The following is a 14,674-nucleotide window of genomic DNA, read 5'->3' as shown; positions in this document are numbered from 1 at the left end:
GGACGGGCCCGAGCCCCCTTCATCGGTCCGTCCGGCTCAGCGCCGGGAACACCGGCGCGGGTGCACGTGCTGTACCGGGTATGACCGACTACCGCATCGAGCACGATTCCATGGGCGAGGTCCGTGTCCCCGCCGCCGCCAAGTGGCGGGCCCAGACCCAGCGCGCCGTGGAGAACTTCCCCGTCTCCGGACAGCGCCTGGAGCGCGCCCACATCGAGGCCCTGGCCCGTATCAAGGGCGCGGCCGCGAAGGTCAACGCCGAGCTGGGGGTGCTCGACAAGGACATCGCCGGCGCCATCGCGGACGCGGCGGCCGAGGTCGCCGAGGGCCGCTGGGACGACGAGTTCCCGGTCGACGTCTTCCAGACCGGCTCCGGCACCTCGTCGAACATGAACACGAACGAGGTGCTGGCCACCCTGGCCACCGAGCGCCTGGGCCGTGACGTGCACCCGAACGACCACGTCAACGCCTCTCAGTCGTCGAACGACGTCTTCCCCTCCTCGATCCACATCGCCGCGACGGCCGCCGTCACGCACGACCTGATCCCGGCCCTGGAGCACCTCGCCGCGTCCCTGGAGCGCAAGGCGGAGGAGTTCGCCGACGTCGTGAAGTCGGGCCGTACGCACCTGATGGACGCGACGCCGGTGACGCTGGGCCAGGAGTTCGGCGGGTACGCGGCGCAGATCCGCTACGGCGTCGAGCGCCTCACCGCCTCGCTCCCCCGCCTCGCCGAACTGCCGTTGGGCGGCACGGCGGTCGGTACGGGGATCAACACGCCGCCCGGGTTCTCCCCGGCCGTGATCGCCGAGGTGGCCCGCGCCACCGGGCTTCCGCTGACCGAGGCCCGCGACCACTTCGAGGCGCAGGGCGCGCGCGACGGCATCGTGGAGACCAGTGGACAGCTGCGCACCATCGCGGTCGGCCTGACGAAGATCGCCAATGATCTGCGGTGGGCGGCGTCCGGTCCGCGCACGGGCCTCGCCGAGATCAACCTCCCCGACCTCCAGCCCGGTTCCTCGATCATGCCGGGCAAGGTGAATCCGGTCATTCCCGAGGCGACGCTGATGGTCGCCGCTCAGGTGATCGGCAACGACGCGACCGTGGCCACGGCGGGTGCGGCGGGCAATTTCGAGCTGAACGTGATGCTTCCGGTGATCGCCAAGAATGTCCTGGAATCGATCAGGCTGCTCGCCAACGTCTCGCGGCTCCTCGCCGACCGCACGGTCGACGGCATCACCGCCAACCGCGAGCGCGCCCGCGAGTACGCCGAGTCGTCCCCGTCGGTCGTGACCCCGCTGAACAAGTACATCGGCTACGAGGAGGCGGCCAAGGTCGCCAAGAAGTCCCTAGCGGAGCGGAGGACCATCCGCGAGGTCGTCCTGGAGGGCGGCTACGTCGAGCGCGGCGACCTGACGGAGGCCCAGTTGGACGAGGCGCTCGATGTCCTGCGGATGACCCGTCCGTAACGACTGATGGCCGGATGACGTAATCGTGACGCCGGTCGCTGCCGTCGTATGCCAGCGGCACCTAATATCTGTCCATGACAGACAACGACCGGACGGGCGAGGGGCGCTGGGCGCCCGGTGAGCGGATCCTGTGGCGTTATCGCGCCAATACGGGACACCCTGATTCCGGCCCGGTCCACATCTGCCGTCCGGTCACCGTCGTCCAGGACACCGACGAACTCCTCGCCGCCTGGATGGCCCCCGGCACCGAGTGCGTCCGGCCGGTGCTCGCGGACGGCACCCCGCTGCACCGCGAGCCGCTGGCGACGCGCTACACCAAGCCGCGCGTGGTGCGCCGCGACCGCTGGTTCGGCGCGGGCGTGCTGAAGCTGGCGCGCCCCGGCGAGCCGTGGTCGGTGTGGCTGTTCTGGGAGCAGGGCTGGCGCTTCCGCAACTGGTACGTGAACCTCGAACAGCCGCGGACCCGCTGGTCGGGCGGGGTCGACTCCGAGGACCACTTCCTCGACCTGTCGGTGTACGAGGACCGGAGCTGGCGCTGGCACGACGAGGACGAGTTCGCGCAGGCCCAGGCGGTCGGCCTGATGAGCGCGGAGCAGGCCCGGCGGGTGCGGGAGGCGGGCGCGCGGGCGGTCGAGGTGATCGAGGGCTGGGGCCATCCGTTCGCCGACGGCTGGGAGCGCTGGCGCCCCGATCCGGCGTGGCCGGTGCCGGAGCTGCCCGCCGACTGGGACCGTACGCCCGCGCATGTGTCCTCATGAGACCCTTGATGCGCCCCCGGGGAGGAAACGTAGGATCGTCCTCCGCAAGAGCGGACACCCTGCAGATGTGTGGAGTTCAGGCAGCAACTCTTCGCACGCGTAGTGGGTCTGACACGATGTCAACGAGGTCATCGAGGGGTGGCGGGACCGTGAGCGTGGGTGGACCGGACGGCGTGCACCGTCAACTCAGCCTGCCTCCACCCGAGATGGCCGACAGACACCTGCCCGCAGACGTCTCCGTACCGTGCGGCGCCGGGATTCCGTTCCCTGGGCACGCGTTCCGGGTATCGGCCTTTCTGCAGGCACCAGTGGCACGGCGCGCAGCCCCGGACGGACGGATTCGACACGCGTGACGGAGCACTCAGCCTCTTATCAAGGCTCCCACGAAGGCCGCCATCACGGCATGGCGGCCCGCCCCGCGGACCCTCGCGCGGCGCTGCGGCACACCCCGCAGTCCGCCGAGGGCTCCAGCGGGTTACCGGAACAGCCGCGCCGCTCCGCCACGCCCTCATCCACGGCGGACGCCTCCGACGCCGCGGGCGCCGAGCACTCGCAGCCGCGGACGCCGTCGCCCGAGCCGGTGCGCCCCGATCCGTCCGGTCCGCCGGACGGCGCCGAGCGGCGCTCCGGGCAGCCGCGTCCGACGGGCCAGCCGGTGGCGATGCGCCGGGACGGGGACCGGCTGCGGTTCGTGGGCGCCGCGACCCGGCGGATCGCGCGCGGTATCGACCTCGACGAGATCGTGATGGGCCTGTGCCGGGCCACGGTGCCGACGTTCTCCGACGCGATCCTGGTCTATCTCCGCGAGCCGCTGCCCGTCGGTGACGAGCGGCCGACGGGCCCGATGGTGCTCCGTCTGCGCCGCACCGACCGGATCCCCGACGCCGACGACGTCGACACCGAGAACGGCTCGATCCTGACCGTGCCGCTCGCGCCGCAGACGGAACTGGCAGCGGGCAGTTCCGAGTTGTGCGAGGTGCGGGTCGGCGGCGCGCTCGCCGAGGTGCTGCGCGGCGTGCGCCCGGTGTTCGCGAACACGACGGCCGCGCAGGCCGCGCTGCCCGAACTCCTGGGCGGCGAGCCGTCGCTGCCGACCGGGCAGCGGGTCATCCTGGCTCCGCTGCGCGGGCGCCGCAGGGTGATCGGGGCCGCGGTCTTCCTGCGCCGCCAGGACCGGATCGCCTTCGACCCCGACGACCTGCTGGTGGCCGGGCAGCTGGCGACGCACAGCGCGCTCGGCATCGACAAGGCGGTCCTGTACGGGCGCGAGGCGTACATCGCCGACGAGTTGCAGCGCACCATGCTCCCGGAGACCCTGCCGCGTCCGACGGGCGTCCGGCTGGCCTCGCGCTATCTGCCGGCGGCGGAGACGGCGCGGGTCGGCGGCGACTGGTACGACGCGATCCCGCTGCCGGGCAGCCGGGTCGCCCTGGTCGTCGGTGACGTCATGGGGCACTCGATGACGTCGGCGGCCATCATGGGCCAGCTGCGCACGACGGCGCAGACCCTCGCGGGGCTCGACCTGCCGCCGCAGGAGGTCCTGCACCATCTCGACGAGCAGGCGCAGCGGCTCGGCACCGACCGCATGGCGACCTGCATGTACGCGGTCTACGACCCGGTCTCGCACCGCATCACGATCGCCAACGCCGGGCATCCGCCGCCGGTCCTGCTGCACCTGGGCGGGCGCGCGGAGGTGCTGCGGGTGCCGCCGGGCGCCCCGATCGGCGTCGGCGGCGTCGACTTCGAGGCCGTGGAGCTGGACGCGCCCGCCGGGGCGACCCTGCTCCTCTACACGGACGGGCTCGTCGAGTCCCGGCTGCGTGACGTGTGGACGGGCATAGAGCAGCTGCGCGAACGGCTGGCGAACACGGCCCAGTTGACGGGCCCGGACCATCCGCCGCCCCTGGAGGCCCTCTGCGACGAGGTGCTGGACATGCTCGGCCCGGGCGACCGGGACGACGACATCGCGCTGCTCGCCGCCCGCTTCGACGGGATCGCGCCGAGCGATGTCGCGTACTGGTTCCTGGAACCGGAGGACGCCGCGCCCTCCCGGGCCCGGCGCCTCGCGCGCAGCGCGCTGGCCCGCTGGGGCCTGGAGGAGCTGACCGACTCCGTCGAGCTGCTGGTCAGCGAGGTCGTCACGAACGCGGTGCGGTACGCGTCCCGGCCGGTGACGCTGCGGCTGCTGCGCACCGACGTACTGCGCTGCGAAGTCGGCGACGACGTACCGCAGTTGCCCCGGCAGCGGCAGGCGCGCGCCACCGACGAGGGCGGCCGCGGCCTGTTCCTGGTGAACCGTCTCGCCAGACGCTGGGGCGCCACCCGGCTGTCCACCGGCAAGGTGGTCTGGTTCGAGCTGGCGCGGCCGGGCGGCGGCGCCTCGTAGGGCGCGCGAGGGCTGTGCAGGAACGCCGAAGGGGCGCCGGAGAACATCCGGCGCCCCTTCGGCGTACCGCCCTGGCTACTGCTCTTCTCTGCCGTTCACCGGGTTCTCCGGGATCTCGATCGTCGGGGAGTCCGACGGCGGCGGCTCCTCCGTCGTCGGCGTCTGGGTCGGCGTCTGGGTCGTCGGCTCCTGGCTCGGCGTCGTCGGCGTCTGGCTCGGCGCCTTCGTCGTCGGCGTCTGGCTCGGCGTCTGGCTCGGCGTGTCGCTCGGCGTGACCGGGGCGGACGTCGTGGGCTTGACGCCCGCGCCCATGTCCGTGTCCAGGCTGAACTTGCCGCTGGAGCCGGTCGCGTTGAAGGTGTACTGCGCCCAGATCTGGGCCGGGAACGCGCCACCGTTGACCCGGCCGCCGCCGGCCGCGCCGCTCAGCGAGACCTGACCGCCCTTGCCGACCGGTGTCTTCTTGTCGTCGCAGGACAGGGTGCGCTTCCCGGCGGCCTCACCGAACAGGCCGACGGAGGTCACGAGGTCCGGGGTGTAGCCGGTGAACCAGGCCGAGCGGTTGCAGTCCGACGTACCCGTCTTGCCCGCCACCTGCTGGCCGTCGCGCGCCGGGTTGTCGCGGACCGACGCCTTCGCCGTACCGTCGTCGACCACGCCGGTCAGCACCGAGGTGACCGAGTCGGCGACCCCGTGCTCCAGGACCTGGCTGCCGATGGCGTCCGGCAGCGATTCCTTCGAGCCCCCGTAGGACACCGACTTGAGGAGCTTCGGGGTGACCTTCTTGCCGTGGTTGTCGAGCGTCGCGTAGACCCCGGCCATCTCCAGCGGGCTCGCGCCCATGGTGCCGAGGGTCTGGGCGTAGTACGGCTTGAGGTCGTCGGAGTTCATGCCGAGCGCCTTGGCCGTCTCCATGACCTTGTCCATGCCGACGTCGGCGCCCATCTGGGCGAAGACGGAGTTGATGGACTTGTTCATGGCGGTCTGCACGGTGACCGGCCCGTAGTCCTGGTCGTCCTCGTTCGGCGGGGCGAAGCCGACCTTCGTGCCGCCTTCCTCCACCGGGCGCTTGCTCGTGCCGTCGTAGCTGGTGCTCGCCTTGATCTGCTGGCCGGACTCGTTCTCGGCGCCGTCGGCGAGGGCCGCCGCCAGGATGATCGGCTTGAACGTGGAGGCGGGCTGGTAGTCGGCGCGCGTGGCGTTGTTGGTGTAGTGCCCGGGGTAGCCCTCGCCGCCGTACATCGCGAGGACCTTGCCGGTCTTCGGGTCGACCGACACCGCTCCGGCCTGCACGTCCGCGTCGGTCTTGCTGTGCTTGGTGTCCAGCTTGTCGGTCAGCTGGTCCTTGACCGACTTCTCCAGCTGCTGCTGCTTCTTGCGGTCGATGTTGAGGGTGATCGTGTAGCCGCCGGCGTCGAACTTCTCCTTGGGGATGTCGAGGTCCTTGATGGCCTCGGCCTTCGCGGCCTCGTAGAGATAGCCCTCCTGGCCGGTGAGGCCGGAGGCGGCCTTCGGCTTGTGCGGCGTGGGGAAGGTGTAGTCCTTGCGCTTGCCCGCGTCGAGCCAGTGCATCTCGACCATGTTGTCGAGGACGTAGTTCCAGCGGGCCTTGACGAGCTTCTTGCCGGTGGGGGTGGCGCTCGAATAGTCGTACTGGCTGGGGGCCTGGAGCAGCGCGGCCAGGTACGCGCCCTGGTTCGGGCTCAGCTTCGAGGCGTCGATCCCGTAGTACGCCTGCGCGGCGGCCTGGATGCCCCAGGCGCCGCGGCCGTAGTAGCTGGTGTTGATGTACCCGGCGAGGATCTCTTCCTTGGAGTACTGCCGCTCCACCTTCAGCGAGATGACCAGTTCCTTCAGCTTGCGCGTGACGGTCTGGTCCTGCGTGAGGTAGTAGTTCTTCACGTACTGCTGGGTGATCGTCGAACCACCCTGCTTGCCCTTGCCGGACAGGGTGTTGAACAGACCGCGGGCGGTGCCCTTCAGGTCGACGCCCTTGTCGGTGTAGAACGACTTGTTCTCGGCGGCGACGAAGGAGCGCTGCACCTCGGGGGTGAGCTCCGACAGGTCGACGATCTCGCGGTTGACGTCGCCGGTGCGGGCCATGACGCTGCCGTCGCTGTACTTGAAGACGTTGCTCTGTAGCTTCGCCTGGTTGTTCCCGTCGGGGACGTCGATGATCATGTAGAGCACGACGAACGCGCCCATGCAGAGCAGCACGACGCCGAAGAAGGCGCCCAGGATCTTCTTCCAGGTGAACATCCTGCGTATGAACCCCCGGTCGTCCTTGCTCTTCCTACGGTCCGCGCGCCCGCCCTCGGCACGGTGTCCCGTCGCAGGGGCGGGCGCGGCACGGCGTGCGCCCCCGCGCTGCCGTGCCCGCCGCTCTTCCGCTCGGCCCATGACGTCTACCGCTCCGCATCTCGTCGTTCTCGGCGTGCTCCGGTGCGCGGATCATGCCGCACCGGCCTGTGAACCCGGCCCTTCCACCCCCAGCAGGCCTAATCAGTGCATGAAGCTAACACCGCGCCTACCGACCAAAACCGGACCGTCCGGGCTTTTCGGGACGTGACAATCAGCACGCGCCCCAAGAGATCCGACGAGCAACAGGTGCGTAAGGTTGCCGTTCGGGTTAAAGTGATATCACTTTGCTAGACAGGGTCCGCGTCACCTCCGGCGTGAACCAGCAGCTCAGCAAGGCTTCAGGGAAACGGGGACAGTCATGCCCGAGACGGACGCCACACCCGACGTGCCGCAGATGCCCAGGACCGGCGTGCGCGAATTCACGGCCACCAGCATCGGCGGCGGTCTCGCCCTGCTGCTCGGCCTCGTCGGACTCGTCGTCGGGGCGGGGCTCGTCGCCGTCGGCGCGGGGCTCGACTCGAACGGCGCCAAGGCCGTCCTGATCGCGGTGGGCATCGTGCTCGCGATCGCCGCCGTCTTCGCCATGTGCGGGCTGAACATGGTGGCGCCGGGCGAGGCCCGCGTCGTCCAGCTCTTCGGCCGCTACCGGGGCACGATCCGCACCGACGGCCTGCGCTGGGTGAACCCGCTCACCTCGCGCACCAAGATCTCGACGCGCGTACGCAACCACGAGACGGCCGTCCTCAAGGTCAACGACGCCTACGGCAACCCGATCGAGCTCGCCGCGGTCGTGGTGTGGAAGGTCGAGGACACCGCGCAGGCCACCTTCGAGGTCGACGACTTCCTGGAGTTCGTCTCCACGCAGACCGAGGCGGCGGTCCGGCACATCGCGATCGAGTACCCGTACGACGCCCATGACGAGGGCGGCCTGTCGCTGCGCGGGAACGCCGAGGAGATCACCGAGAAGCTGGCCGTCGAGCTGCACGCGCGCGTGGAGGCGGCCGGGGTCCAGATCATCGAGTCCCGGTTCACGCACCTCGCGTACGCGCCGGAGATCGCCTCGGCGATGCTCCAGCGTCAGCAGGCCGGCGCCGTGGTCGCCGCGCGGCGGCAGATCGTGGACGGCGCGGTCGGCATGGTCGAGGCCGCGCTCGCCCGGATCTCCGAGCAGGACATCGTCGAGCTGGACGAGGAGCGCAAGGCCGCCATGGTCTCGAACCTGCTCGTGGTGCTCTGCGGGGACCGTGCGGCGCAGCCCGTGCTGAACACCGGGACGCTCTACCAGTGACTCCCCGCCCGCGTAAGCAGGTGCTGCTGCGCCTCGATCCCGCCGTGTACGACGCGCTCGCGCGGTGGGCCGGCGATGAGCTCCGCTCGGCGAACGCGCAGATCGAGTTTCTGCTGCGACGCGCTCTGGCCGATTCGGGCCGGCTCCCTGGCGGGGCCGGCCCGATCCCCCGACGGGGGCGTCCGCCTTCGAACCCGGACGGCGACGGCGGCCCCGCGACCGGCGGCTGACTTTCGACCGACGGCCGGTGGGGGCTGGTCGCGCAGTTCCCCGCGCCCCTGAGTTGAGCGAGCGCAGCTCGCTTCAGGGGCGCGGGGAACTGCGCGAGAGGCGGCCACCGGGCCGCAGACGAATGAGCGGCTATACACCCCGGGTATACACACGGTGTACAGTCGTCGTCATGTCCATCGGTCACACCCTTCTCGGGCTCCTCGAAGCCGGCCCCCGGCACGGCTACGACCTCAAGCGCACCTTCGACTCGACGTTCGGCCACGACAAGCCGCTGCACTACGGGCAGGTCTACTCGACCATGTCCCGCCTCCTGAAGAACGGCCTCGTGGAGGTCGACGGGATAGAGGCCGGCGACGGCCCGGAGCGCAAGCGGTACGCGATCACCGACGCCGGCATCACCGACGTACGGCAGTGGCTGGCGACCCCGGAGAAGCCGGAACCGTACCTCCAGTCGACGCTCTACACGAAGGTCGTCCTGGCGCTGCTGACCGAGCGCGACGCGGCGACGATCCTCGACACCCAGCGCGCCGAGCACCTGCGCCTGATGCGCATCCTCACGGACCGCAAGCGCAAGGGCGACCTCGCCGACCAGCTGATCTGCGACCACGCCCTGTTCCACCTGGAAGCCGACCTGCGCTGGCTCGAACTGACCGCCGCGCGCCTCGACCGTCTCGCCGCGGAGGTCCGTCCCGCATGACCCCCACGCCCGCCGGTGCCCTGCTCACCGCCACCGATCTGCACAAGGCGTACGGCCCGACGCCCGCGCTCGACGGCGCCTCGTTCTCCGTCCACCCCGGCGAGGTCGTCGCCGTCATGGGCCCCTCCGGCTCCGGCAAGTCGACGCTGCTGCACTGTCTGGCCGGCATCGTCACCCCGGACTCCGGCTCCATCACCTACGACGGCCGCGAGCTGACCACGCTGTCCGACGCCGAGCGCAGCGCCCTGCGCCGCACCGACTTCGGCTTCGTCTTCCAGTTCGGGCAGTTGGTCCCGGAGCTGACCTGCGTGGAGAACGTCGCGCTGCCGCTGCGGCTGAACGGCACCAAGCGCAAGGAGGCCGAGCGGCAGGCGGCCTCCTGGCTGGCGCGGCTTGAGGTCGACGACCTCGCCGCCAAGCGCCCCGGTGAGATATCGGGCGGCCAGGGCCAGCGCGTCGCCGTGGCCCGCTCGCTGGTCACCAACCCGCGCCTGCTCTTCGCCGACGAGCCGACCGGCGCCCTGGACTCCCTCAACGGCGAGCGGGTCATGGAGCTGCTGACCGAGGCCGCGCGCGGCGCGAACGCCGCCGTCGTCCTGGTCACGCACGAGGCCCGGGTCGCCGCCTACTCCGACCGCGAGATCGTCGTACGGGACGGCAAGTCGCGGGACATGGAGTTCGCCCGATGAGCTTCGCCCGCGACCTCGCCCTCGGCATGCGGTTCGCCGTGTCCGGCGGCCGCGAGGGCTGGATCCGCACCCTGCTCACCGCCGTGGGCGTGGCCCTCGGCGTGGCCGTGCTGCTCGGCGCGGCCTCGGTGCCGACGTTCATGCACGAGCGCGACGAGCGCGGCGACGCCCGCCTGTTGGGCGTCGGCGTCGACCACGTCCTCAAGCCCGCCGACGACACGATGATCGTCGCCAGCGCCTCGTCCGACTTCCGCGACGAGTTCGTCAGCGGCTCGTTGCTGCGCCCCGAGGGCGCGCACCCGCCGGTGCCTCCGGGTGTCGACAAACTGCCGGGCCCCGGCGAGATGGTGGTCTCGCCTGCCCTGAGGAAGCTCCTCGACTCCCCCGAGGGCAAGCTCCTCAAGGAGCGCTACGCCTACCGGATCGTCGGCACCATCGGCGACGCGGGCCTGGACACCCCCTTCGAGCTGTACTTCTACGCGGGCAGCGACACACTCAAGTACGGGACGAGCACCGCCCGCATCGACCACTTCGGGATGAGCTACAAGCGGCCCGCCCTCGACCCGAGCCTCATCGTGCTCATCGTGCTGGCCTGCGTCGTGCTGCTGGTCCCGGTCGCCATCTTCATCGCGACGGCCGTCCGGTTCGGCGGCGAGCGGCGCGACCGGCGCCTGGCCGCGCTGCGGCTGGTCGGCGCGGACGCCCGCACGACCCGGCGCACGGCGGCGGGCGAGGCCCTGTTCGGCACGCTCCTCGGTCTCGTCGTCGGCGTCGTCCTCTTCCTTGCGGGGCGGCAGTTGCTCGGGGTGGTGGAGATCTGGCGGCTGTCGGGGTTCCCCTCCGACTTCTCGCCCGTACCGGCCCTCGCCGTCCTCGTCCTGGTGGCCGTGCCGGTCTCCGCGGTCGCGGTCACGGTGTTCGCGCTGCGCTCGGTGACGATCGAACCGCTCGGTGTCGTACGCGGCGGACGCACCCGCTCCCGCCGCCTGTGGTGGCGGCTCGTGGTGCCGGTGGTCGGTGCCGCGCTGCTGCTGACGACGGGTTCGGTGTCGAGCCTCGGCTCGTTCGGCGTCTTCCAGACCTCCGCCGGCATCGCGCTCACCCTGATCGGCCTGGTCCTCGTCCTGCCGTGGCTGGTGGAGGCGGTCGTGCACCGGCTGCGCGGCGGCCCGGTGCCGTGGCAACTGGCCGTGCGCAGGCTCCAGTTGCACAGCACCGGCGCGAGCCGCGCAGTCGCCGGGATCACCATCGCGGTGGCGGGCGGCATCGCCCTGCAGATGTATCTGGGCGGGATCGACGGGAACTTCAGCGAGTCCACGGGCCAGGACACGACGCGAGCCCAGATCGGGACCAACGCCGACGTCACCTCCGGCCGCACGGCCGAGCGCATCGTGCGGGAGCTGGAGACGACCAAGGGCGTGCGCAAGGTGATCGGCACCATCGACAGCTCGATGACCCCGGTCGGCTCGAAGCCGAGCCCCGACGTCGCCCAGCCCACCGTGCCGCTCACCGTCGGCTCCTGCGGCACCCTGCGCGAGCTGGCGAAGCTGCCCTCCTGCAAGGACGGCGACGTCTTCCGGGTCACCGGGTCCGACTTCAACGACGACGACGAGACGCTGACCAGGGACGGCAAGCCGGGCGCCCGGCTCGTCATCGACGACCTCGGTACGAAGGCCCACTGGACGGTGCCGAAGGACGCCCGCACGGTCCCGTCCCGGCGCGCCCCGAACGGCCGGCACCTCGGCGGCATCCTCGCCACCCCGTCCACCGTCGACGTGCGCGACCTGACCAACGGGATGGTGAGCACGCAGATCCAGCTCGACCCGGACGTGCCGGACGCCGCCGAGTACGTCCGCAACACCGCCTACCGGCTCGACCCGACGATGAACGTCTCCGCGTTCCGGTCGGTCGCGTTCAACGACGAGTACGAGGCGATCCGGCGCGGCCTGTTCTCCGCCGCCGCCCTGACGATGACGCTGATCGCGGCGTCGCTGCTGGTCTCGCAGATCGAGCAACTCCGCGACCGCAGGCGCCTGTTGTCGATCCTCGTCGCCTACGGCACCCGCCGCTCGACCCTGGCCTGGTCGGTCCTGTGGCAGACGGCGATCCCGGTCGCCCTCGGCATGGTGGTGGCCGTCGGCGGCGGCCTGGCCCTCGGCACCCTGATGCTCCGCATGGTCGGCGCCCCGGTGACGGACTGGCTGGCGTTCCTGCCGCTGGCGGGCGTGGGCCTGGCCGCGATCGCGGCGGTCACCCTGCTGAGCCTGCCGCCGCTGTACCGCCTGATGCGCCCGGAGGGCCTGCGCACGGAGTAGGGCCCCGAAAGGGGCGCGGGGAACTGCGCGACCGGCCACACTCGACCGGCACCCGGCGGACGCGCGGAACCTCAGTCCCCCAGGATCCGAACGGGCAGCCCCCGCAGGGCATCCCGCAGGGCCGACCCCAACTCCCGGTACTCGGCGGAGCGAGCCGCGCCCGCGCGCATGGCGAGAGCCACCCTGCGCGTGGGCGCCGGCTCGGCGAAGTACCCGGTCAGCAGCTGACTGCTCCGGCTCGTCTCGACGGCCACGGCGGTACGGGGAAGAAGCGTCACCCCGAGCCCGCCGGCGACGAGTTGGACCAGGGTGGCGAGCCCGGCGGCGGTCGTGGTGACGGGAGCGTCACCACGGCCCGCCTCCCGGCAGATGTCCAGCGCCTGATCGCGCAGGCAGTGCCCCTCGTCGAGCAGCAGCAGATTCAGTTCGCGCAGCGCCTCGCGCGGAATCCCCTCACGGCCGCCCAGCCAGTGGTCGAGCGGCGTGACGAGCACGAAGTCCTCGTCGAACAGCGGGAGTTCGGCGATTCCGGGCACGCCGAGCGGCACGGCGAGCAGCAGCAGGTCGAGCCGTCCGGCCCCGAGCCCCTCGACCAGCGACGAGGTCTGCTCCTCGTGCACCTGGAGGTCCAGCTCCGGGTACGTCTCGTGCACGAGCCGCAGCACGGTCGGCAGCAGGTACGGGGCCACGGTCGGGATCACCCCGAGCCGCAGCGCGCCCGTGAACGGCGCCCGGACCGACTCGGCCTCCTCCATCAGCGCCCCGACCTCGTCGAGCACGGCGCGCGCCCGCACCGCGATCCGTTCCCCGGCGGGCGAGAGCAGCACCTTTCTCGTCGTACGCTCGACAAGGGTCACCCCCAGCACCTCCTCCAGGGCCGACACGGCTCCCGACAGCGCGGGCTGGCTCATCCCGATCCCCGCTGCGGCGTCCCGGAAGTGCAGATGCTCCGCGACCGCCGCGAACGCCCGCATTTGCGCGAGGCTCGGCTGCCTGCGCCGCCCACCCGCGGGCTTCCCCTTGCTGACGGCCACTGATAGCCACCTCCGATCAACACGACCGAGTCTAGCTATTTCCGTAATCAATGCACTCTGTGCCACGATCGCTCACAGTCCAACCCACAGAAAAGTCCCTCAAAAAGGGACCTTTCTAGCTGCAAGGAGAGCGCGTGCTCACTGTCGGTGACAAGTTCCCCGAGTTCGACCTGACCGCCTGCGTCTCGCTGGAGAAAGGCCAGGAGTTCGAGCAGATCAACCACAAGACCTACGAGGGCAAGTGGAAGATCGTGTTCGCGTGGCCCAAGGACTTCACCTTCGTGTGCCCCACCGAGATCGCCGCCTTCGGCAAGCTGAACGACGAGTTCGCCGACCGTGACGCGCAGGTCCTCGGCTTCTCCGGCGACTCCGAGTTCGTGCACCACGCCTGGCGCAAGGACCACCCGGACCTGACGGACCTGCCCTTCCCGATGCTGGCCGACTCCAAGCACGAGCTCATGCGTGACCTCGGCATCGAGGGCGAGGACGGCTTCGCGCAGCGTGCCGTCTTCATCGTCGACCAGAACAACGAGATCCAGTTCACGATGGTGACCGCCGGCTCCGTCGGCCGTAACCCCAAGGAGGTCCTGCGGGTCCTCGACGCGCTCCAGACGGACGAGCTCTGCCCGTGCAACTGGAGCAAGGGCGACGAGACCCTGGACCCGGTCGCGCTGCTCTCGGGCGAGTGACGGAAGGGTAGGGGTACTGACATGGCTCTCGACGAACTGAAGTCCGCCATACCGGACTACGCGAAGGACCTGAAGCTCAACCTGGGCTCGGTCATCGGCAACTCGGACCTGCCGCAGCAGCAGCTGTGGGGCACGGTCCTGGCGACCGCCATCGCGTCCCGCTCGCCGCACGTGCTGCGCGAGCTGGCGCCGGAGGCCGAGGCGAATCTGTCGCCGGAGGCGTTCAAGGCCGCGAAGTCGGCTGCCGCCGTCATGTCGATGAACAACGTCTTCTACCGCACGCGTCACCTGCTCTCGGACGACGAGTACGGGACGATGCGCGCCGGTCTGCGGATGAACGTCATCGGCAACCCCGGGGTCGACAAGGTCGACTTCGAGCTGTGGTCGTTCGCGGTCTCCGCGATCAACGGCTGCGGGATGTGCCTCGACTCGCACGAGCAGGTGCTGCGCAAGGCCGGGGTCGACCGGGAGGTCGTGCAGGAGGCGTTCAAGATCGCTTCTGTGATTCAGGCGGTGGCGGTCACGCTCGACGCGGAAGCCATCCTGGCGTAAGCGGGTCCATGGGTCGGCCCCGGCACGTATCTGTGCCGGGGCCGACCTTTTGCGTCTCGTCGCCGCGTGCGCACCGGTGGCCGCTTCTCGCGCAGTTCCCCGCGCCCCTGAGGCAGGCGCTTCGCGCCGCCTCCCCTAGAGGCCGCGGGGGCGCCTCTCTTGATGAGATGGCGCACGAAGTGCGCATCTCAGGGGCGCGGGGAACTGC

The 14,674-nt window shown here is 70.8% G+C and carries 12 protein-coding genes; 10 read left to right on the top strand and 2 right to left on the bottom strand.

Features of this window, described 5'->3' with window-relative positions:
* Nucleotides 1–80: 80 nt before the first annotated feature.
* The 3 genes from K377_RS16755 to K377_RS16745 all read left to right on the top strand — a co-directional run bounded on the left by K377_RS16755 (nt 81) and on the right by K377_RS16745 (nt 4,610).
* Nucleotides 81–1,466 carry an aspartate ammonia-lyase gene (locus tag K377_RS16755; protein ID WP_111664125.1) on the top strand — a complete coding sequence of 462 codons (1,386 nt, stop codon included), beginning with the start codon at nt 81–83 and terminating at the stop codon, nt 1,464–1,466.
* Nucleotides 1,467–1,540: 74 nt separating this feature from the next.
* Nucleotides 1,541–2,224, top strand: coding sequence for a DUF402 domain-containing protein (locus K377_RS16750; protein ID WP_111664124.1), 684 nt, complete (start codon nt 1,541–1,543; stop codon nt 2,222–2,224).
* A gap of 349 nt (nt 2,225–2,573) precedes the next feature.
* Nucleotides 2,574–4,610, top strand: coding sequence for a SpoIIE family protein phosphatase (locus tag K377_RS16745; RefSeq protein WP_375605924.1), 2,037 nt, complete (start codon nt 2,574–2,576; stop codon nt 4,608–4,610).
* Nucleotides 4,611–4,685: 75 nt separating this feature from the next.
* Here K377_RS16745 and K377_RS16740 read toward each other — a convergent pair whose 3' ends face one another.
* Nucleotides 4,686–7,010 carry a transglycosylase domain-containing protein gene (locus K377_RS16740; RefSeq protein WP_111664122.1) on the bottom strand — a complete coding sequence of 775 codons (2,325 nt, stop codon included), beginning with the start codon at nt 7,008–7,010 and terminating at the stop codon, nt 4,686–4,688.
* Nucleotides 7,011–7,329: 319 nt separating this feature from the next.
* Here K377_RS16740 and K377_RS16735 point away from each other — a divergent pair, with 319 nt between their 5' ends.
* The 5 genes from K377_RS16735 (at nt 7,330) to K377_RS16715 (ending at nt 12,191) form a co-directional block, all read left to right on the top strand.
* The gene (locus K377_RS16735; RefSeq protein WP_111664121.1) at nt 7,330–8,259 is read left to right on the top strand and encodes an SPFH domain-containing protein; all 930 of its coding nucleotides are present in this window, start codon (nt 7,330–7,332) and stop codon (nt 8,257–8,259) included.
* Nucleotides 8,205–8,489, top strand: a complete 285-nt coding sequence (locus K377_RS42285; protein WP_237551357.1) for a hypothetical protein — start codon at nt 8,205–8,207, stop codon at nt 8,487–8,489. Before K377_RS16735 ends, K377_RS42285 begins: the two co-directional genes overlap by 55 nt.
* A gap of 170 nt (nt 8,490–8,659) precedes the next feature.
* A complete protein-coding gene (locus tag K377_RS16725; protein WP_111664119.1) occupies nt 8,660–9,187 on the top strand; it encodes a PadR family transcriptional regulator in 528 nt (175 codons plus the stop codon).
* Complete coding sequence (locus tag K377_RS16720) at nt 9,184–9,876, top strand: ABC transporter ATP-binding protein (protein ID WP_111664118.1); 693 nt, start codon at nt 9,184–9,186, stop codon at nt 9,874–9,876. The genes K377_RS16725 and K377_RS16720 overlap by 4 nt, the downstream gene beginning before the upstream one ends.
* Nucleotides 9,873–12,191, top strand: coding sequence for an ABC transporter permease (locus K377_RS16715; protein WP_111664117.1), 2,319 nt, complete (start codon nt 9,873–9,875; stop codon nt 12,189–12,191). The genes K377_RS16720 and K377_RS16715 overlap by 4 nt, the downstream gene beginning before the upstream one ends.
* Before the next feature lie 71 nt (nt 12,192–12,262).
* On the opposite strand, the gene K377_RS16710 is transcribed toward K377_RS16715, so the two are convergent.
* Nucleotides 12,263–13,165, bottom strand: coding sequence for a LysR substrate-binding domain-containing protein (locus K377_RS16710; protein WP_111664116.1), 903 nt, complete (start codon nt 13,163–13,165; stop codon nt 12,263–12,265).
* 194 nt (nt 13,166–13,359) lie between these two features.
* On the opposite strand from K377_RS16710, the gene K377_RS16705 reads away from it, so the two are divergent.
* Together K377_RS16705 and K377_RS16700 are read left to right on the top strand one after the other, a co-directional pair.
* Entirely contained in the window at nt 13,360–13,914 is a 555-nt protein-coding gene (locus K377_RS16705) for a peroxiredoxin (protein WP_018089323.1), read from the top strand.
* A 21-nt stretch (nt 13,915–13,935) separates the two neighbouring features.
* On the top strand, nt 13,936–14,466 hold the full coding sequence (locus tag K377_RS16700; RefSeq protein WP_111664115.1) for an alkyl hydroperoxide reductase: 531 nt from the start codon (nt 13,936–13,938) through the stop codon (nt 14,464–14,466).
* Nucleotides 14,467–14,674: the final 208 nt, after the last annotated feature.

The organism is Streptomyces sp. PsTaAH-137 (assembly GCF_003259365.1).
Classification (GTDB): domain Bacteria; phylum Actinomycetota; class Actinomycetes; order Streptomycetales; family Streptomycetaceae; genus Streptomyces.
The sequence above is the reverse complement of the archived record's forward strand: the minus strand, read 5'-3'. Positions and strand labels throughout refer to the sequence as shown.